This window comes from Rhizobium sp. SAFR-030, from assembly GCF_059415005.1.
This window is the reverse complement of record NZ_JBPFDO010000008.1, coordinates 89,808-108,313: the sequence shown is the minus strand read 5'-3', so window position 1 is coordinate 108,313 and position 18,506 is coordinate 89,808. Positions and strand designations below refer to the sequence as shown.

Annotated in this window: 17 protein-coding genes; 5 read left to right on the top strand and 12 right to left on the bottom strand. The window is 59.0% G+C overall.

What is annotated here, in order from left to right; genetic code table 11:
* Window positions 1-329 precede the first annotated feature (329 nt).
* Entirely contained in the window at window positions 330-650 is a 321-nt protein-coding gene (locus tag ACR65N_RS21375) for a DUF1330 domain-containing protein (protein WP_440458655.1), read from the bottom strand.
* A gap of 219 nt (window positions 651-869) precedes the next feature.
* Here ACR65N_RS21375 and ACR65N_RS21370 point away from each other — a divergent pair, with 219 nt between their 5' ends.
* From ACR65N_RS21370 to ACR65N_RS21360, 3 genes are all read left to right on the top strand, one after another.
* Window positions 870-1,688 (top strand): helix-turn-helix domain-containing protein, encoded by an 819-nt coding sequence (locus tag ACR65N_RS21370; protein WP_440458654.1) that lies wholly within the window; start codon window positions 870-872, stop codon window positions 1,686-1,688.
* A 218-nt stretch (window positions 1,689-1,906) separates the two neighbouring features.
* On the top strand, window positions 1,907-2,332 hold the full coding sequence (locus tag ACR65N_RS21365; RefSeq protein ID WP_440458653.1) for a VOC family protein: 426 nt from the start codon (window positions 1,907-1,909) through the stop codon (window positions 2,330-2,332).
* A gap of 68 nt (window positions 2,333-2,400) precedes the next feature.
* Window positions 2,401-3,063 carry a GNAT family N-acetyltransferase gene (locus ACR65N_RS21360; RefSeq protein WP_430306305.1) on the top strand — a complete coding sequence of 221 codons (663 nt, stop codon included), beginning with the start codon at window positions 2,401-2,403 and terminating at the stop codon, window positions 3,061-3,063.
* A gap of 99 nt (window positions 3,064-3,162) precedes the next feature.
* On the opposite strand, the gene ACR65N_RS21355 is transcribed toward ACR65N_RS21360, so the two are convergent.
* On the bottom strand, window positions 3,163-4,065 hold the full coding sequence (locus tag ACR65N_RS21355; protein ID WP_430306306.1) for a LysR family transcriptional regulator: 903 nt from the start codon (window positions 4,063-4,065) through the stop codon (window positions 3,163-3,165).
* Window positions 4,066-4,156: 91 nt separating this feature from the next.
* Here ACR65N_RS21355 and ACR65N_RS21350 point away from each other — a divergent pair, with 91 nt between their 5' ends.
* The gene (locus tag ACR65N_RS21350) at window positions 4,157-5,173 is read left to right on the top strand and encodes an NADP-dependent oxidoreductase (protein ID WP_440458660.1); all 1,017 of its coding nucleotides are present in this window, start codon (window positions 4,157-4,159) and stop codon (window positions 5,171-5,173) included.
* Between the two features lie 70 nt (window positions 5,174-5,243).
* The gene (locus ACR65N_RS21345; protein WP_440458652.1) at window positions 5,244-5,546 is read left to right on the top strand and encodes a putative quinol monooxygenase; all 303 of its coding nucleotides are present in this window, start codon (window positions 5,244-5,246) and stop codon (window positions 5,544-5,546) included.
* Between the two features lie 265 nt (window positions 5,547-5,811).
* On the opposite strand, the gene ACR65N_RS21340 is transcribed toward ACR65N_RS21345, so the two are convergent.
* The 10 genes from ACR65N_RS21340 to ACR65N_RS21295 form a co-directional block, all read right to left on the bottom strand.
* Entirely contained in the window at window positions 5,812-6,558 is a 747-nt protein-coding gene (locus ACR65N_RS21340) for an ABC transporter ATP-binding protein (protein ID WP_430306309.1), read from the bottom strand.
* Complete coding sequence (locus ACR65N_RS21335) at window positions 6,555-7,331, bottom strand: ABC transporter permease (RefSeq protein WP_440458651.1); 777 nt, start codon at window positions 7,329-7,331, stop codon at window positions 6,555-6,557. The genes ACR65N_RS21340 and ACR65N_RS21335 overlap by 4 nt, the downstream gene beginning before the upstream one ends.
* Window positions 7,324-8,163, bottom strand: coding sequence for an ABC transporter permease (locus tag ACR65N_RS21330; RefSeq protein WP_440458650.1), 840 nt, complete (start codon window positions 8,161-8,163; stop codon window positions 7,324-7,326). The genes ACR65N_RS21335 and ACR65N_RS21330 overlap by 8 nt, the downstream gene beginning before the upstream one ends.
* A gap of 13 nt (window positions 8,164-8,176) precedes the next feature.
* The gene (locus ACR65N_RS21325; protein ID WP_440458649.1) at window positions 8,177-9,232 is read right to left on the bottom strand and encodes an ABC transporter substrate-binding protein; all 1,056 of its coding nucleotides are present in this window, start codon (window positions 9,230-9,232) and stop codon (window positions 8,177-8,179) included.
* 12 nt (window positions 9,233-9,244) lie between these two features.
* The gene (locus tag ACR65N_RS21320; RefSeq protein WP_430306313.1) at window positions 9,245-9,583 is read right to left on the bottom strand and encodes a 4Fe-4S binding protein; all 339 of its coding nucleotides are present in this window, start codon (window positions 9,581-9,583) and stop codon (window positions 9,245-9,247) included.
* Complete coding sequence (locus tag ACR65N_RS21315) at window positions 9,580-11,145, bottom strand: FAD-dependent oxidoreductase (protein WP_430306314.1); 1,566 nt, start codon at window positions 11,143-11,145, stop codon at window positions 9,580-9,582. Before ACR65N_RS21315 ends, ACR65N_RS21320 begins: the two co-directional genes overlap by 4 nt.
* 323 nt (window positions 11,146-11,468) lie before the next feature.
* Window positions 11,469-11,747, bottom strand: coding sequence for a hypothetical protein (locus ACR65N_RS21310; protein WP_430306315.1), 279 nt, complete (start codon window positions 11,745-11,747; stop codon window positions 11,469-11,471).
* Window positions 11,748-12,281: 534 nt separating this feature from the next.
* Entirely contained in the window at window positions 12,282-14,111 is a 1,830-nt protein-coding gene (locus tag ACR65N_RS21305; protein WP_440458648.1) for a sensor domain-containing phosphodiesterase, read from the bottom strand.
* Between the two features lie 411 nt (window positions 14,112-14,522).
* The gene (locus tag ACR65N_RS21300; protein ID WP_440458647.1) at window positions 14,523-17,255 is read right to left on the bottom strand and encodes an EAL domain-containing protein; all 2,733 of its coding nucleotides are present in this window, start codon (window positions 17,253-17,255) and stop codon (window positions 14,523-14,525) included.
* 63 nt (window positions 17,256-17,318) lie between these two features.
* Window positions 17,319-18,458 carry a FecR domain-containing protein gene (locus tag ACR65N_RS21295; protein ID WP_440458646.1) on the bottom strand — a complete coding sequence of 380 codons (1,140 nt, stop codon included), beginning with the start codon at window positions 18,456-18,458 and terminating at the stop codon, window positions 17,319-17,321.
* Window positions 18,459-18,506 lie beyond the last annotated feature (48 nt).

The window sequence follows — 18,506 nt, the reverse complement described above, 5'->3', positions numbered from 1 at the left end:
TGGCTCTCTACGGCTTCTGTCGATACACGAGGCTTAGGCATGAAGGAGAAAAGTGAACGGCAGCCTAGCAGGAGTAGACGCGCAATTGTGGAATGGCTTAGAAGGGTCACTTCCGGTGACCCATCCTTCGCAAAGTCGATCGCGAATGCTAGGTTTTTGCGACAGAAATTTTGCTGAAAATTCAACGTCGCTGATTTATCGCGAATTTCAGCGTTCGCCGCACTTGCACCGAAGGTGAATGACCCCTGTGGGCCGAAGCAGTTCTACTGCGGAAGCGCCACCTCCTCATAGATAACGCGTGTGCCGTTTTGCGATGCCGGTTCGATCAACTACTGCAGGATGTCGGTCGCGCGGTGGGCTTCGTCGACACCCTCCATCAAGAAGACGTCCCCATCGGCTCCCTGGCTCCTCAACCCAATCAGCGCCTGATAGGCGGGTGAGGCATACCAGGAACGCGCGGCCTCCATAGTCGGGAAGCCGATGACGATCAGGTCATCGGATGGCGCTCCTTCCAGCACTTCCTTTCTGCCACCGTGAATGATGAAACGCCCGCCAAACGGTTCCAGTGTTGCGTCTATACCGCACAGGTAAGCCACGATCCCATCGTTCAGGCGAACGTTACGGAGTAATCCGACGGCATAGGCGGTCATCGAAGTCGATCCACGTAAGGCGGTGATTGGCACTATGGCCGTGACGCCTGGTTTGACGGGAGGGGACGGGGTCACTTCTCCAGTCGATTTTGTCGGCACGTTCGGTAATGTCATCCCAATGTCTCCGGTTTCTTGCAATGCCGAGTATCGGAGACGGACACAGCCGGGTCGATTACCAATGAGGTAATCAAACTGATCTATACGAGAAGTCATTTGGATATGGACGCTCATTCTCGCTCGATCGGTGATCTGCTTCGGATGTGGCGCAAACGTCGCCGCCTCAGCCAACTGGAGCTTTCGCTGGATGCTGGGGTCTCGCAGCGTCACCTCAGCTTCATCGAGTCAGGACGCTCGCGGCCGAGCCGGGAGACCATTCTGCGGCTCGCCGAACCGTTGAAAATGCCGCTTCGCGAGCGAAACGCAATGCTGGTAGCGTCGGGCCTCGCGCCAGAATTTTCCAAAAGGCCGCTGACTTCTCCTGACATGAAGCACATTCAGGAGATGGTCGACCAGATACTGTGTGCACATCAACCTCATCCAGCTCTGGCATTGGACCGCGGCTGGAATATTTTGGCGCGGAACCGCACTGTCGGCGTGCTGACAGAGGGCGTCGACCCATCGCTGCTGGAGGGTGAGGTCAACGCTCTGCGGCTAACGTTTCATCCAGGCGGCCTAGCGTCGCGCATCGTCAACTTCCATGATTGGCGCGACCAGGTTCTGTGCAGGCTTTCGCACGACATCGATATAACTGGCGATAAACGACTGATAGAGCTTTCTGAAGAACTGAAGTCTTACCCTGTTCCTTTTCGAAGAACTACGTCGTCGACCCCTGAGGTGCCCGCCATTGCAATCCCTCTCATTCTCAACAGTCGGTATGGACAACTGACCTTCATTAGCGCGACGACCGTTTTCGGTACGGCCGTTGACGTCACCGTGTCCGATCTTGCGATAGAAACCTTTCTACCTGCCGATGAGCAGACCAGATCTGCATTGTTGCGGTACGCCAGCTCAACAAGTGACGGCCAGATGCGGCGTTAATAGCTCGTGTTGCCTAGACAGTGCTCGAGAGCTTCGCGCCGTAAGCAGACCTCCTTGACGATGGAAGCCTTGGAAGCTAGCTTCCTAAGGTCTAAAACAGGTTAGGTTCGGGAAGGTTGGCCCGACCCCCACTAAGGTGGGTCCTTCCGCTGGCATCTAGCGGCCCAAGACTACGATGGCATGTGCATGGTGCGCGTGCCGACTGTAGGAGCATGGGCATGAAGGCTAGAATATCCGTTTTGACGCTGGGCGTTGTTGATCTTGAAAGAGCTGTCTCTTTTTACCGCGATGGACTTGGCTTACCGACAGACGGCATCATAGGCCGAGAGTTTGAACATGGCGCGGTCGCATTCTTCGATTTAGCTGGAGGTCTGAAGCTTGCACTCTGGTCGCAGAGAGAGATTGCTCACGACACTGGCTTGCCCTTACAGCCTCGAAGCCCCACGTCTTTTACAATTGGCCACAATGTCTCGACGATGGAAGAGGTCGACGCCGTCATAGACGCCGCAGCGCAAGCCGGAGCTGAGATCATTAAAACTCCGATGACTACATTCTACGGCGGCTACGCTGGCTATTTCCGTGATCCGGATGGACATCTATGGGACGTGGTCTGGAACCCTCATTTGCTTCCTCCTGCCGACTAAGCTTGCAGAGCATCCCCAAGGCTCTCGGCTGATGCGATGTAGGTCATCCTTGTTGAACTGGAGGCTGAATGGAAAATTTACCTTGGGAACCGGGCGGACCTAAGCTGACTTGTGTAGTTCCTGGCAAGCGGGAGCATATCGGCGAAAGCGTCAAGCTGGTACCGCTCGATGAGCAACATACTGAGGACCTATGGAATGCAGCTCAGAATGCTGATGAAAGCTGGACCTACCTGGGATACGGTCCGTTCGCGACCCTTCAGGATTTCCGACGCCACATAGCAAAGCTAGCAGCTCTCGCCGATCAACCTTTCTTCGCCGTGATCCCGAAAGCCGGGACGGCTAGCGGCTGGCTATCATACTGCGATATCGAACCTCATAATGCTGCCATCGAGATCGGCAGCATCTGGTTTGCTCCCAGTCTACAGCGGACACGCGCTGCCACGGAAGCCGTTTACATTCTGCTCGATCATGCCTTTGGACAGGGGTTCAACCGCGTGGCGTGGCGCTGCAATGCTCTGAACCTCCGCTCACAGCGGGCCGCCGAAAGATTTGGATTTTTATACGAGGGAACGTGGCGGAGGGCTCACCTTGTCAAGGGACGGCGGCGGGACACAAGCTGGTATTCGCAGTTGGCAGACGAATGGCCTGCAAACAAAGCAGCTTTCGTTCATTGGCTAGGACACACCAATTTTGACGAGAGCGGTTATCAGCGTGCCCCGCTGCGGCGGTAAGCATACCGTCACCTTGGTTTCTTGTCACTGCAGCGGACCGCTATACGCTGGTCGCCGTCATGGCTCAAATGCGCCAGAAGCAGACATTCACTGCCAATGTCACGACAGCTCTGCTAGGGTGTTGAGGAAGGCGCGGACGGCGGGGTTCGACCGTCGGCTCTCAGGCCACAGCGCTGTTATATTGTGCCGGTCCACCGCATAGTCGGCCAGAACCGGCACTAGCGCTCCACGCCTCACCCAGGCGCTGGCCATGAAGCTCGTTGCCATTCCAATGCCGGCACCCGCCGAGATCGTCGCAAGCACGGCTTCGCTCGCGTCAACGATAACGCCGGAGGTCGGCACGATCTCCACCTCCCTGTCGCCGACACGGAAAGGCCAACGGAATAGCTGGCCACTACTCTGATAGCGCAGGGTGACAGTCTCGTGCTCTTCCAATTGGTCCGGATGGGTCGGCGGGCTGCGCCCGGTCAGATATCCGGGTGAGGCATAGCAGCATAGCCGATGCGGCAGAAGGCGGCGGGAAAGCAGGCGCGAGTCTGACAGATCGCCGATGCGGACCGCTACATCGATACCGCCTTCAATAAGATCAACCATGTGATCGCTCAGACGCAGATCTATGTTAACCTTCGGATGGAGCCTGCGAAACTGAGGAAGCACGGGCGCTATTACGTGCAGGCCGATCGGCAAAGATGCGGCGATCCGTAATGTGCCGGCTGGCTCGGTGCGCGCTGCTTTTGCCGCCTGCTCGATCTCTTCGGCGTCGTTCAGCAGCCTGAGCGCACGCTCATGCAGATCGCGTCCTTCGGCCGTCAGGGTCAGGGAACGTGTCGTGCGCGCAAAAAGCGAAACGCCGAGCTGCTTTTCCAGCCGCTGAATGCTTTTACTGACCGCCGAGGGTGAGATGGACAAGGAGCGGGCGGCGGCGGTGTAGCTTCCGAGCGAGCCGGCGCGAGCGAATGCAATCAGCCCCGTCAGCCTATCAATTCCGATTTGTTCCTTCATGGCACTAGTAAAGCGAATTGTCTGATGATTATCAATCGAAGGAGTTGATCGTATCTTCAGTCATCGAAACCAGTATCCAAGCGAGGCCATGATGACTGACATGATGAAAGCCGTGCGATTGCACGAATTCGGTGGACCGGATGTCCTCCTCTATGAGGATGCACCCCGACCGGAAATCTCGGCGGACGATGTGCTTGTTCGCGTCCATGCCACGAGCCTCAACCCGCCGGATCTCTATCTGCGCGATGGTTATCGGGCTCTCCCGCCGGAATGGCAGCCCAATCCAAGCTTTCCGCTGATCCTTGGCACGGACGTTTCCGGCACGGTTGCGGCCGTCGGAGAAGACGTGACGCAGTTCAAGGTCGGCGACGAGGTCCATGCGATGGTCCGGTTCCCGCATGATCTCATGACGGGAAGCAGCGCCTATGCCGAATATGTTCGTGTTCCCGCATCGGACTTGGCGCTGAAGCCCGCCGGGATCGACCACATCCAGGCTGCCGGCGCGCCGATGTCGCTTCTGACCGCCTGGCAATTTTTGGTCGATCTGGGACACGATGCGCCGAACCCTTTCCAGACCTTCCCGCATGCCCCGGCTCCGCTCGACGGCAAGACAGTGCTGGTGAACGGTGCCGCCGGCGGCGTCGGCCATCTCGCAGTCCAGATCGCGAAATGGCAAGGCGCGAAGGTGGTGGCCGTTGCTTCCGGCAAATATGAGGCGCTTCTCAATGATCTCGGTGCCGATATCTTCATCGACTACACGAAGACGTCTGCCGAAACCGTGGCCAAGGATGTTGATTTGGTGCTCGATGCCGTCGGCGGCGTGAATATGGAACGCTTTCTCCGCAGCATTAAGCCGTATGGCGCCCTGTTTCTCGTCAACCCGCTGGGTTTTTCAGGTCATGACGAAGCCGCCCGGCGGAAGATAACAGTCTCGACGACGCAGGTGCGCTCGAACGGCGCGCAATTGGCAGAGGCCGGCCGTCTGCTTGAGGACGGCTCCGTACGGGTGGTGATCGACAGGACTTATCCGCTGGCCGAGGCATCGGCAGCGCATCGTCGTGCTTCCGAAGGAAGCATCCAGGGCAAGATCGTGCTGGTCGCCGTCTGATCACCACTTGACCAGTCAAGGCCCAGGCCGCCGCGAACAGGTGGTCGGGGCCTAATGGAGGGGCTATCCCATGCTGATTATCACCGGCTACATGCACGTCGATCCAGCCGATCTGGCGCAATTAATGACAGAACTGAATGCGCTGGCATCCACAACACGAAAGCGTCCGGGAAGCATCACGTATGATGCTGCCGTGGACGATCCACAATCAGGTCGATTGCTGATATCGGAACGTTGGGTCGATCCGGCTGCGCTTAGCGCTCATTTGCAGGCAGCCGACACGATCGCGTTTGTCAGCCGCTGGAGCGGTAAAATGCGAGGCGAACTCAGGAAATACGACGCATCGAATGAACGCGACATCCTGGATTGCTGATGCTGCTACCTGGTTGGAGCTCTATGTCCGCTTTGGGCCGAATGCGGTCGACTGCTTCACGCTCGAAGCCGTCCCAGGAGTGAGAGTCTCGCATAGGCGAGGGCGTGCTCAGCCTGCACGATCCGAAAGCCTTTGGTAAACTAGATTAGCCGGCTAATAAAAACCGATAATATAGGTTATGGAACACACTAACCTTCCGCTAGGAGAAACGGCTGACAGAATCACTTTCGGGATCCGTAATGCGTTCCAGGCCAAATCGAGAGTTTCAGACGAGCATCGACAGGCACTGTCGCCGGAGCTCGATCAGGCGACTTGCAGCGCGGTCTCGAGGCCGGGGCAGATCGACCTCGATGATGTCGCGAATCCTCCCCGGGTTCGGCTCCATGACAATTATCCGGTCGCCAAGGTAGAGGGCTTCCTCCACATCGTGGGTGACGATGACGATCGCAACGCGGTTACTCTCCCAGATCGTCAGGAGCTCTTCCTGCAGTCGCATGCGAAGGATGGAATCGAGGGCGCCGAACGGTTCATCCATTAATAAGATCTCCGGTTCCTGGGCGAGAGCCCGAGCGATCGCCGCACGCTGCGCCATGCCACCCGAAAGCTGGCGTGGATAGGCCTTGGCAAACTCGGTGAGGCCGACGAGATCGATGTAGTGTCTAACCTTCTCCCGGCGCTGCGCTTGAGAGAGCGCGCTGTTATCGAGCGCCAGGCCGACATTGGCTTCGACCGTCAGCCACGGGTACAGCCTGTGATCCTGGAATACCATGCCGATCCGCCTGTCGCTGGCGTTGGCATCATGCTTGGTGATCGATCCACGGTAGTCCGTGTCAAGGCCGACGATCAACCTCAGCAGTGTCGACTTGCCGCAGCCCGACGCGCCGACGATTGAGACGATCTCGTTGTGTCCGACGACAAAGCTGACGTCTCGCAGAACGGGGCGGTGGACGCCGTCAAGCGGATATGTCTTCGTCACGTGTTCGACAGAGAGAGCCGATGCTGGTGCGTTCATGCGATGCCACCCGTCCATGGAAAGAGTTTTCTAATTGCTGTCGTCACCAGGCTGTTGAGTAGGATCCCGCCTGCCGCGAGCGCCACGACCCCGACGATGACGATGTCCATCCGGAACTGGTCCCGGGCGCTCGCGATGTAGCTGCCCAGCCCGCGCCCGTTGCCGATCGCATATTCTGCACCGATCGTTCCGATCCAGGCCGATAGCACGGCGATCTGGAGCCCGACATAGATAGCCGGCAGCGCGGCGGGCAAATAGAGCTTCCAGAGCCTAGTGCGATATCTCAGGCCGAGGACGTTAGCGGTCTCGATAAGCGAACGGGGTACCTGACGTATGCCCTGTTCAGCCGACAGGAACAGCGGGAAGAAAGCAGAGAGCGCGGTGAACGTGAGCTTCATGCCTTCGCCGTTGCCGAACCATGCGGTCAGCAACGGGATCCAAGCAAACAGCGCCACCTGCCGGACCGTGTGAATGGTCGGCGACAGCCCGAGCCCAGCGAGCCGGTAGAGGCCGGCGACGTAACCGAGGGAGAGACCGAGCAGGCTGCCGGTCACGCCTCCCGCCGCGACGCGGGCAAGGCTGGTGGCGAGCGCTCCCCACAGCTCTCGGCCGGACTGATCGAGAAACGGCGCTTCGATGACCTGCCGTGGTGTCACGACCAGCGGACCAGAGAGGAGGCTGGTCGAGGTCGCTCCGCACCAGAGCAGCAACACCGCCAGGGGCAGGATCGCCCCACGGGGAAGGTTGCGCGAGACGATGCCGGACTTAGCCATTGGCCCCGCTTTCCGCGCGGATGAAGGCTTCGCCCCTCTTCAGGAGAAGATCAATTAGAAAGCCCACCGACCCGACGACCAGCATGCCGACGATGACGATATCGAGCTGGAAGAGCGTCCGACCCCAGACCATCATGTAACCGAGGCCGTTCGTGCCTGCGAGCATCTCGACAACGATCAGCGACACGAAGGCCTGGCTGAGCGCGAGCCTGACGCCGCTGGCGAGAAACGGGGCCATGGCCGGAATTACGAGCTTGAAGAAGCGGGTCGTCCTGCTGACGCCCAGCACGTGGGCGACTTCCGACAGGTGCCTGGGGATGTTGCGAGCACCTTCGGTCGTGCAGATCACCATCGGCACGAAGCAGGCTTTGGCGAGGATGACCATCTTCAGCGCCTCCTCGATGCCCAAGAGCAGGATAAGGATCGGAAGCCATCCTAGTGACGGAACCGCCGCCAGCGCCCTGAATGTTGGCCCCAGATAGGCCTCGGCAGATTTGGAGTGACCGATCAGCAGGCCGAACAGGAAGCCCAACGTCGCACCGATCAGAAACCCTTGCGCGATGCGCCTGAAGCTGATCATCGCCGCTGATACGATTTCGCCGCTACTCGAAAGATCCACGAATGTCGAGAATACCCAGATCGGCGGCGGCAGGACCTGCGGCGACACCCAGGCCCGGGTTGCACTCACCCACCACAGCAGCAGGATGAGTGCTGGCACGAAGAGGATGACGGCAGCGCTTCCGAGCCTCCCGATCAGAGAGGTGCCGGACGCGCGCGCGCCGGTGCGAGCTTTCCGGTCGGAGATGTCAATGTTCGCGTCGAGCGCTGCCATCGATCCGCTCCGATCAGTTCTGCAGGGTGCCGTTGGCACCACGGTCGGGCCAGAGGGCCCGCAGCTTCAGCGAAGACACGGCGTTCTCGACATAGGACCGGTCCACCCATGCATCGAGATCGACGTCGCGGCGGATCAGTTTCTGCTCGGCGTCGAAGGCGATACCGCTCCGGTAGCGGGCGGTGAAGAAGGCGTCGAGGCGCGGATTGTACTTGTCCCTGAGCTGGCTGCCTGCATTGGCCTTGCGGATGACCTCGATCGGCGTCCCGGCACGTGACCAGATCTGGTAGGCCTCCTCGCGGTTCTTCTCGTCGGCCAGCCACTGGGCCGCCTTCACGAAGCCGTTCACCACTTTCTGCGTCGCCTCCGGATATGCCTTGCGGAACGTGTCGGTGGTGAGGAAGGCACCGAAACCATCCCCGGCAGCGCCCTGTTCGGATGATTTGTAGAAGACCTTCGCGACGCCCTTCTCCTCGAGCGGAAGCAGGAAGTCGGCACCGAAGGCTGCGTCGACGCTCTTGGCGGCTAGGGCTGCCAGTTGGTCGGCGTTCTTCAGGTCGACTATCGTCACGTCCTTCTCGGACAGCCCGGCGTTCTTGAGCGCTGAGATAAATGCCCAGTGAATGATCGTCGCCTTCTGGATCGCAACTTTCCGGCCTTTGAGATCGCTCACGGACTTGATAGTCAGGTCGGGCCGTGCGGCACCGAAGACCGTCGTTCCGCCGTAGGAGGCGAGAATGACCGTGTCCAGCCCGTTTGCCTTACCGATGATGTTGGGAACGGCGCCGTAGGAGGCGAAGTCGAGCTGCTTGTTCGACAGAGCCTCGTTGATGGCCGGCCCCGTGCCGGTGAAATAGGTGAACTGCAGCTTGGTCGGAGTTCCGTCGAATTCTTCGGCGATGAAGCCCTTGGCGTCTGCGATCGCCAGAAGGCCGACACCGAAGGGCGTGCCGAAACCGAAGCCGACATCACCGAAGCGGATCGTCTGCGGTGCATCTTCGGCGCGTGAGGGAGCGGCGGTGACAGCCACCGTGGCGGCGAGGATTAAGGAGGATATTAGTCTGCGCATGGTGCTCTCCAATCAGGGAATGATCGTGCCGGTTTCAAAGATGCGGTAGCTAAGGTCGCCAGCGGTTCCCCGCGGCTTGGCGTTCTTCCAGCCCATCTCGCGACGGAAGCTGCCGAGCACGCCGCGCTCGACCAGATCCCGTTCGCTCGTGCCCTCGATGGCTTCCGAGAGTGGCGAGACGTAAAGTGCGTCGGTCGGACAGAACAGCTCGCAGAGAAAGCAGGTCTGGCAATCCGCCTGTCGTGCGATGACCGGAACGCCGTCCGGCACCGCATCGAAGACGTTGTCGGGGCAGGCATCGACGCAAAGGTCGCACTGGACGCACCTGTCGGCGCTGACGATCTCGATCATGATGCTTCGCTCCTTGCCTGATGATCAGCGGTGACAGCGGACCACAGCGTGTCGGTGCCGCCGGTTTCAATGCTGCGGACAAGTGCGGGGTTCTGACCGGGGTGATCCAGCCGCCGCTGCAGGCCGCGGCTTTCCGGGCGCAGCAGTGCGCTTTCGGTTGCCCATCGGGCCGTGGCGATGAGAGCCTCGGCCTCGCGAAACTTCGCAGCGGGCAGTTCCCGCCATGTCCGATCGTGCCAGAGGTCGCGCAACGCCGAAGACGTCTCGTCCAGCGACCGTGCGGTGCGGAAGAAGCCGCGCTCCAGGGGCAGCATCCGGCTTTTTACAAGCTCGGTGACGGCGGTGACGTCCGGCCGGTTCCTGGCCGCCATCAGGAGCGGCGACGTGTTGACGCGCGCGACGGATCGCGACCGCCATTGCGAGCCCAGGCTTTGCACATATCTCGCGGCGTCTTCTCCTGCCCACGATCCGGTCGCCATCGCCCAGCTGGAGTTCGGACCGCCGCCGCCAGTGGTCGCGCCCGACATCGCTTCCCGCGTTGCTGCGTCGCCAGCTGCGAACAGGCCCGGAACCGTCGTCGAGGCGCGATGGTCTATCTTCAGCCCACCTGTTCCGCGAACCGTTCCCTCGTGCCGGAGGGTGATCGGAAAGCGCTCCCGGAACGGGTCGATCCCCATCCGGTCGAACGGCATGAAGATGTTCGGTTGCCCGCGCCGGAGCCCTTCCTGAAGCCGCGGAGGTGCCTTGTCCAGCACTGCATAGACTGGCCCCTTGATCAGCTGGTTGGCGACGGCTGTCTGACGATCTCCCGCAGCGCCGAGCACATTGCCGTCCTCGTCGGTAAACGTTCCCCAGAAGTAGACGACGCCCTTGGTGACACTCGAATAGGCCGGTGAAATGCCGTATTGGGCCGAAAACTCCATCCCTGACAGCACGGCCCCTGCCTCTGCGGCGATCAGGTAGCCGTCGCCGGTGAGGTTATTGGTGCCAAGCGCGCCGCTGAGGAAAGCGCAGCCACCCGTCGCGATAACGACCGCCCCGGCACGGATTCCGGCAGCCTCGCCGGTGCGACGATCCCGCGCGATGGCGCCGGCGACGCCGGTGTCGGAGACGAGCAGTTCTTCGGCCGGGAAATGATCAAGGATTTTGACGCGCGCCTTGATGAGCTTCTGGCGCATGAAACGGAGGTAGTCGGGTCCGCGCAGCATGCCTCGGTAGGGACGACCGTCCTCGTAGGACGGGAAAGGATATCCCCACTCCGCCAGCAGGTTGAGGTTCTGGTGGGTCCGGTCGAGCACCCGCTCGACACGATCCGGTTCAGTGAACCCGTGGCCGAGCCTGACCCGTTGCGCGATCGTCGCTGCACGTTCGGCGCTGCCATGCTTCGTATAGATCGTAGTGGTGTTGCCGGCCGCGGTCGCGCCGCTCGTTCCGACATAGCCTTTGTCGAGAAGTACGACATCCAGACCCCGCGATACCGCGTTCCACGCAGCCCAGCATCCCGCCGGACCGCCGCCGATTACCAGGACGTCCGCTTCGATAGTGTCAGTCAATCCACTCATCCGTCACCCTCTTTCCTCCGAAAGACTACCGGTTGAGTAGAGTTAAGCGAGGACGGGGGATTGCGGCTGATCTTGATGATGCGGAAATTAATTCTAAAGTTGCGCAGCAACCGGGAGGAGATGACCTGCCGCCCTCCGAAAGACGACGGTTACCACTTCCGGCGAAATCCCTGATGCCATCATCTGGTTGACTTTAGTGGTGGGAGGAGCAGAGGCCGATCGCGATGCCAAACTTTGTTGCTATCGAAGCGATGCTTCAACATACCGTTTGCTACTCTTCAAACCTCAAGCTCGGACGATCGCATGACGCGGTACCTCAAAAGTCACCACTGCTTCTGCGGCAAGGTGATGCCGCTGTCAGCGAGGAACCACTCGATGTGGATCATCTCGCCCGTCTCGATGGAGGCGTTTGCCGCGACGCCTGTGAGGACTGGCCAGGCGTCATCGATATGGCTCGAACCGCGGCCGTACCGGTTACCGGTCACCGAGGGATCGAAAAGGTGCGAGAGCATCACCGGGTCGGCACCGCCGTGATCGCCTTCGCCTGACCACACGTCTAGGCTTTGCGGTTCCTGGCCAGCCAGGTGCAGGATCGTCGTCATCGATCCGAATCCGTGCGACTTATTCTGATTGCCGCCGAACACTCCATGGATGGCGGGAGGCTGTGGGGGTTCCCGGCAAAGCCTAATCCTCAAATTTTCAAACGTCGTCCGCTGAACCTTCCGATGGCCCGACTGTGATGTTCTTCCGTCGGCAGCCAACTTTGGGAGCAGAAATTTTGTCATCCACGTTCACCTAGAAGTCGGCAGCCGCACAAACTGAATGCCATCTTCATCTAGTCAGATAGCTCACCTTCAGCTCGTAGACGAGCATCTGAACACCGATTAATGTCTGGTCGCGTATACGCTTCCACCCTCGAAAGATGACCAACTTCAGACCTGATTGGACGAAGCCGAATAGGACGTCGCCCTGGTTCCCAGTCGTGGGCCGGAGCCATTTCTGTCGGACTAGGCAAGCGTCGAATACCGACGCTAAGCTGGCAGACCGCGAAGGCCCCCGACCGTTTGGGGAATGCTCGAAATCGCCGTCTGCTAACTGAGTGCGAACGCGCCGACTGAGTGATAGGGCGGCCCCAGTCAATCGCTCGTGCGACGCTCAGCCCGTATCGGTCCTGACGGTTGTGTCTGAGGCTGACCGAAGTGCTGTAATAGGAGTGTCGCAGCAGTGATGTCTACCGCCTTTGAGAACAAGTAACCCTGGCCCAAGCTGCAGCCGAAACTCAGAAGCCTTTCTAGCTGCTCCTCCGTCTCGATGCCTTCTGCAACGACTTTGATGCCGAGCCTGTTGGCGATATTGATAACGCCTTCCACGATAACGCCGGCGCCCTCCTCGAGCGCCAGCCGGTCCACGAAAGACTTGTCGATCTTGATGATGTCGATCGGCACCGTCAGCAGATGGGTCAAAGATGCAAACCCTGTTCCGAAGTCATCAAGAGCGACACGCATGCCGAGAGATCTCAGGCCCCTTATTTCGTCGGCCACGACATGCTCGCCGTGTCCCAGATAGACCGACTCCGTCACCTCCAGGATGACATGCTTGAGCGGAACACCTGTCTCTCCGAAGATGCGTGAAAGCCGTTCCTTGAGATTCCTGGCATGAAAGTCTGCAGCTGCGAGATTGATGCCTACATGCTGAAGGGGCAATCCGCTGTCGATCCAGTCGCGCATGTCCCGGGCAACCTTGAGGAGCATGCACTCGGTCAGGTCGGATGCGACGTGCGCATCCCTTGTTGCCTCGTGAAAATTGGCCGCTGAAATGATCGTGCCATTCTTTGTCATCATCCGGCATAGCGCTTCGAATCCGACCACCTCGCCGGTGTCTAAGCGAACGATTGGTTGATAATGCGCGGTTATGCGGCCTTCAGCGAGAGCCAGGCCGACATCACGTATCGCGCGGAAACGCCTCGTAAAAGCCGTTCCCATGCCGGAATTGTAATGGACGTAGTTCCCCTTCGAACGCTCCTTCGCGTGGTAGAGCGCTATGTCAGCAGACTGTCTCACCTGGTCAGGGGTGTCGCCCTGTTTAGCTATCGCTCCACCGATCGTCACACTCGGCACGACAACGTGGCCATGGCAACTTGCAGGCTCCTTGATGGTGGCGAGTATCTTCGAAGCTTCCGCCTCGAGATCTATCGCAGTTTCACCATCTATAACGATAGCGAACTCGTCCCCGCCAATCCGGAATGTCCTGCCTTCTGGAATTGCTGCAGCCAACCTCTCGCCAGCTATGCAGATAAGACCATCACCGCTAGAGTGGCCGAACGTGTCATTGACCAGCTTGAGATTATCAAGATCCGCAATCAGAACACCCCACCATCGTCCTTGTCTGGCCGCTTGCTCAGCTAGAACAACGTTGAACCGTGCACGGTTCGGTAACCCCGTCAGGGCGTCGATGTAGGTCAGGCGCTGACGCTCTCGAACACGCTCTTCCCGTTCGATCGCAATGGCGCAAAGGTTAACGCAGGCAGCTACAATCTGCTGCTCGACGGTGGTCGGCCCTCTCAGTTCACGAAAGTAGAACGCGAAAGTTGCCACGACGCGACCATTGCTGAAGATTGGCGTCGACCAGCAGGCATTTGCGTTAAGCTGCAAAGCGAGATGCTTGAAATCAGCCCATCGCGGATCGTGTTCCAGATCGATGACTGTGACCGCTTCACCTAAAAAGGCTGCAGTGCCGCACGATCCTACCGAAGGACCAATGGGGATACCCTCGAGGGCAGCCGAGTAAGCGGCGGGAAGAGAAGGTCCTGCAAGCGGACGCAAACGATCGCCAACGACAGCGAGGACAGAACAGATGACGTCGTCAGCGATAAGCTCGACATCGCGACAGAGTTTATCCAGCGTCTTTGGCAAGGGCTCGCCGCGGGCTATCATCTCCAGAACGACGTTTTGCAGCTCGAGCAGCATGACGCATATCTCCTTGGCTGGTGGCCTGAATATCATGCGAGCATTAGGTAATGTTGACTTAACTAGTTAAATGGCAAGTTACTTCTCGAAGAGCCAGACGCCCGGAAGTTGAGTTACCAGGGCGGCGTTCGTCGCTTATTAGAAGGTCCTGGAGTTTTAGCGCTCCGATCACTAGACGTGCACCCACCTTTTCGTCCACTGCCGCACCGCCGAGATTCTCATACGATCCAGCAGCGTGCTTGGATGCGTGATGATTCCTTCGTGGAAAGGTTTTCACGGGCGCCTGAACAGCTCTCTACAAGCTCAAGGAGCATGGCCGGTTCCGGACCCAAGCCGGAAGGAGCAGTCTGCGACGCGGCTACTTGCGCAGCTACAATCGTGGCCGTGTGAGCCAGATGCCATCATCCGGCGTTAAGCTGCCGTGATCCAAGGGGCAGCATCGAGCAGTCTTAGTATATCTTTTGAGGTCTGAGGCTTTCCGAAGTAGTACCCTTGCCCCAATTCGCAGCCCATGGCAGCCAGCAGCTGAGCCTCAACTTGTGTTTCAACACCCTCCGCGACAACGCGCAAACACAACCCCTCTGCCATGGACTTGACGGTCTGGACAATTGCCAGGCTGCGTGGATCGTCAGCCAGCTTTCGGACAAAAGACTGATCGATCTTGAGTTTGTCGAGTGGGAACTCCGCGAGATGGGCCAGATTAGAGTAACCGGTTCCAAAATCATCAAGGGCGATCTCAATACCCATTTCCCGTAATGCTTTGATCGTGCCGAAGACTTGGCTGCTTCGTTCTACGAACGCAGATTCGGTGATTTCGAGTTGAAGCCTGCGCGACGTGATGCCGTGCCTCTGCAAAGCGAGCCCGACGTCGGCGACCAAGTCGCTCCGGATTAGCTGGACAGGGGCGACGTTGACGGCAACGCTTAGCTCGTCCGGCCACAGAGCGGCTTGACGGCACGCCTCATTGATCGCCCAACGGCCCAGCTCACACACGAACCCGTTCGCCTCCGCAACGGGGATGAAAGTGGCTGGCGATACCAATCCGAATGATGGGTGGTTCCAGCGCAGTAACGCCTCGGCACCGCGGAGACGTCCCGTCCGAAGGTCGACCTGTGGTTGGTATGCGAGATAGAACTCGCCGCGCGTGAGGCTGTCGCGCATCGCCCGTTCCAGTTCACGCGCATGTTGCTGTTGAAGGGCGGCAGCCGGATCATACGCGCGCCAACCACTTCCCGCCACCCTCGCTGCATCGTCAAGCGCATGCTCGGCGCGCTCTACCCATACATCACCTGCTTCATCCGGCAGCATGTCGGCACATATTCCGACGCGCACGCTGAGCTGGTTGCTGCTGAGACCAACCTTCATCGGTGCAGCGAAAAGATCCATGACGATCTCGATCATCTCTTCTTGTCGCTCGACACCACGTTTAGGGATCACGATGGCGAAGACGTCGCCGCCCAGCCTCGCCACGGCGGTTATTCGAGGCTCAGCCGTCAACAGAGCTGCGACACCTCGCAGCACATCATCTCCGGTGTCTCGCCCCATGGTCGCATTGATGACGCTTAAGCGGTGCAGCCCGATAGCTAGGACGAAGAACTGCCCTTCGTATTCCTTGAGATGGGTCGAGAAGGTTCTGCGGTTCATCAAGCCGGTTAGGTCGTCGAACTGCGAAAGGTATCTCAGACGCTCTTCATAATGTCTGCGCGCCGTCATATCCCTGATCATCAGGCTGCCGATAAAGGAGGTAGTGACGCTACGGCCCGTTTCATCGGGACGTTCCAAGGGAGACAGTGTCACGGTTGCATCCAGATGTCGAAGTGACCCATCGACCTCCACAGCCACCTCGTGGGTACACCCATGGACAGCAAGCGGCTCACGCACAAGCTCTGCTACGAGGCTGAGCACCTGACGATAGAGGGAGCTTGGCAACACATCTTCAAGTGATGTCCCGCGCCGACTTGAGGTGCTGGCGGCCAGCATCGGGCCGGCCGACGCGCTGACTTCGAAGATATTCATGTTGTGGTCGAACGCGATGACGGCATCCGTGCTGTCCGTCACGACCTTGCGCAACAACCGGCGAATGTTTCGTTGTTCGGCATTGGCAATCTCCATCAGGAACCGACTGAAATTCACCTTCTCGGTCAACGCTAGCAGTATGCCCAGCAGCAGGACGGCCCAGCAGCTCGCGGTAGAGAGGAGTATCCCGTAGTTCTTTTGCAGGAAGAAAGCCAAGCCTTCGATAGCTATCAACATCGCGGTGGCAAGCCACGCCACAAGGAAGGTAGGCCGGGCGCGCAAGCTCAAGACAACGGAGATTACCAGAGCCGCGAATCCCAAATCCAGCGGCAGTCGAGGCACAGGTCTCAGCAATCGGTCTTGTTTAAGGGTTTCCGCGCCAAGAATGTGCAGCAATGGCCCGGGAAGCTGTCGGTAGACTGGAACCGGGAAGATATCCTTGAGCTCGCTTGCATAAGCTCCAACGACGACCGAACGGGCTGCCAGCCGGTTGTCGTCGAACGCAGGATCGAACACGTCGGCCAAGGAAATCATGGGCACTGTCTTCGGATCGATCGAGTAGTCAATCAGCACGCTGCCGTCAGCATCATCAGATCGGCCCAAAACAGCCGCAACTGATTGTGTCTTCTGACCGTCCAACATATCGCCGCCTCGGATCGACCGCACGATGCTGTCGTCATCTGCAACGACGTTTGCAAATGCCAGCCAAGCGTTTGCACCGAGCATCGGTATTGGCCGGGTAACGGCCAGCAATCCAGGATCTCCCGCCGAAAGACGTTGACTGAAGACGGGAAGAATGACCCCGCCACCGACTTTGGCAAGGCCTTCTGCCAATGCGGTGTCCTCTGTCGGAGAGGATGGAGTGCTGAAATCGATGTCGATGAAAATGTCGTTGACGCCTGCCCCGGATAGCTTCTCCAGCAACTTCGCGTAAACGCTGCGCGGCCACGGCCAGGTGCCCACGGTATCGAGGGTCTTCTTGTCGATTGCCAGGTAGACGATCTCTCCCGATGCCGGGCGAGGAGCTGCCGCGAAGCGTCGGGCAACAAGTTCATTATCAAGATACTTAAGGAGCGGAACTGCCGCTCCTGCCAAGACTACCGCAAAGATCAGTCCGATAACGACCAACCGGACTGCGCGCGAAGCAGACGGTACTGTTCTAGACCAGATGGCTGAACAACGTCCCATCGCTCAATCCTTTTTCCCGTTCCCGTTCCCGGTCCCGCTGGTCGCACCGCGGCCATTGCCTTCATTTCCAGTACCGTTTCCTCCGCCGTTACCCTTGCCGTTACCCTTGTTTCCGTTGCCGCTATTTCCGCCGTTACCAAAGCCCTCGCCGTTTCCTACTCCGTTTCCGTTATCCGCCTTCCCGGTTCTAGTTCCATCGGTATTCCCGTTTCCGACGCCGGCGTTACCTTCCCCCGGACCTCTCCCAAGGCCGTCAGTTTTTCCGTTCCCGTTGCCGTTGCCGTTTCCTGCGCCGTCCTCGCCGCCCTTAGAACCTCCGTCACCTATGCCGCCGCTGTCTTTCCTGCTTTGACCGCCGGAAGAGCCGCGAATACCGCCACGACCCTTCTGGTCGCCGTCCGTTCTGCTGGTATTTGATTGATCGCTGTCGGGGTTGCGACTGCCGCCCTTCGCAGAACTGGCGCCGATAGAAGGGGCAGAAGGCGCTCTGCCTGGGGAACTGGAGCCAACTGCCGGACCGACTGGAGCGACTGCTCCCACAGCATTAACAGGAGCTGTCGACGGAGAAACAGAGGTGATGGACGGAGCCGACCGCACGCCGGAAACCGTCATACCATTTGAAGTGTCTACCGATGCGCGCTGACCAGGCCCTACATTTGCACGCTGGCCTGTTTGATAGGAGGTGACCTCAACCAGCCCCCGATTGACGGCCACTTTGGCACTGCCGTTGGCCACGGATACGCTAAAGTTGGTACCCTTCACCACAGCCGCCAAGTATGGAGTCACCACGGTCGTGTGCGGTTGATTGCGCTTCTCTATCTCCAAATCCAAGACCCCAATCTGCTGAATGACCTTGGTCTTTCTCTCGATGTCACCTCTGGTAAAAATTCCTGCCATGGAGTTTGGCTGTATGATTATGCTTTCGGTGCCGCGGACCAGTTGCGCACGGCCCCTTGGGCCGGTCTGAATCCAGGACTTGTTGGCGACGACATCGCCCACCTTTACCGCATGCCAAGGACGATCGGTGACCTTGACCGTCACCTGTTCGGTTGCCTTGACTACCTGCCAATCGCCCTCATCAGCTAAAGTGAAGGTCGTAATAGCAAAATACACGAATACTATAGCGAGAATTCTCAGCATCATTGCCCCCATGCGACAAAGAAGGGTAGCTTCTTCCTCTTAACACCGGTT

Excerpts from the sequence above, each read along its gene's own strand:
- ACR65N_RS21325 (WP_440458649.1), bottom strand. The coding sequence starts at position 9,232 with ATGCGCAGACTAATATCCTCCTTAATCCTCGCCGCCACGGTGGCTGTC.
- ACR65N_RS21320 (WP_430306313.1), bottom strand. The coding sequence starts at position 9,583 with ATGATCGAGATCGTCAGCGCCGACAGGTGCGTCCAGTGCGACCTTTGC.
- ACR65N_RS21340 (WP_430306309.1), bottom strand. The coding sequence starts at position 6,558 with ATGAACGCACCAGCATCGGCTCTCTCTGTCGAACACGTGACGAAGACA.
- ACR65N_RS21375 (WP_440458655.1), bottom strand. The coding sequence starts at position 650 with ATGACCGCCTATGCCGTCGGATTACTCCGTAACGTTCGCCTGAACGAT.
- ACR65N_RS21370 (WP_440458654.1), top strand. The coding sequence starts at position 870 with ATGGACGCTCATTCTCGCTCGATCGGTGATCTGCTTCGGATGTGGCGC.
- ACR65N_RS21350 (WP_440458660.1), top strand. The coding sequence starts at position 4,157 with ATGACTGACATGATGAAAGCCGTGCGATTGCACGAATTCGGTGGACCG.
- ACR65N_RS21360 (WP_430306305.1), top strand. The coding sequence starts at position 2,401 with ATGGAAAATTTACCTTGGGAACCGGGCGGACCTAAGCTGACTTGTGTA.
- ACR65N_RS21295 (WP_440458646.1), bottom strand. The coding sequence starts at position 18,458 with ATGATGCTGAGAATTCTCGCTATAGTATTCGTGTATTTTGCTATTACG.
- ACR65N_RS21355 (WP_430306306.1), bottom strand. The coding sequence starts at position 4,065 with ATGAAGGAACAAATCGGAATTGATAGGCTGACGGGGCTGATTGCATTC.
- ACR65N_RS21345 (WP_440458652.1), top strand. The coding sequence starts at position 5,244 with ATGCTGATTATCACCGGCTACATGCACGTCGATCCAGCCGATCTGGCG.
- ACR65N_RS21315 (WP_430306314.1), bottom strand. The coding sequence starts at position 11,145 with ATGAGTGGATTGACTGACACTATCGAAGCGGACGTCCTGGTAATCGGC.
- ACR65N_RS21330 (WP_440458650.1), bottom strand. The coding sequence starts at position 8,163 with ATGGCAGCGCTCGACGCGAACATTGACATCTCCGACCGGAAAGCTCGC.
- ACR65N_RS21335 (WP_440458651.1), bottom strand. The coding sequence starts at position 7,331 with ATGGCTAAGTCCGGCATCGTCTCGCGCAACCTTCCCCGTGGGGCGATC.
- ACR65N_RS21305 (WP_440458648.1), bottom strand. The coding sequence starts at position 14,111 with ATGCTGCTCGAGCTGCAAAACGTCGTTCTGGAGATGATAGCCCGCGGC.
- ACR65N_RS21365 (WP_440458653.1), top strand. The coding sequence starts at position 1,907 with ATGAAGGCTAGAATATCCGTTTTGACGCTGGGCGTTGTTGATCTTGAA.
- ACR65N_RS21310 (WP_430306315.1), bottom strand. The coding sequence starts at position 11,747 with ATGACGACGATCCTGCACCTGGCTGGCCAGGAACCGCAAAGCCTAGAC.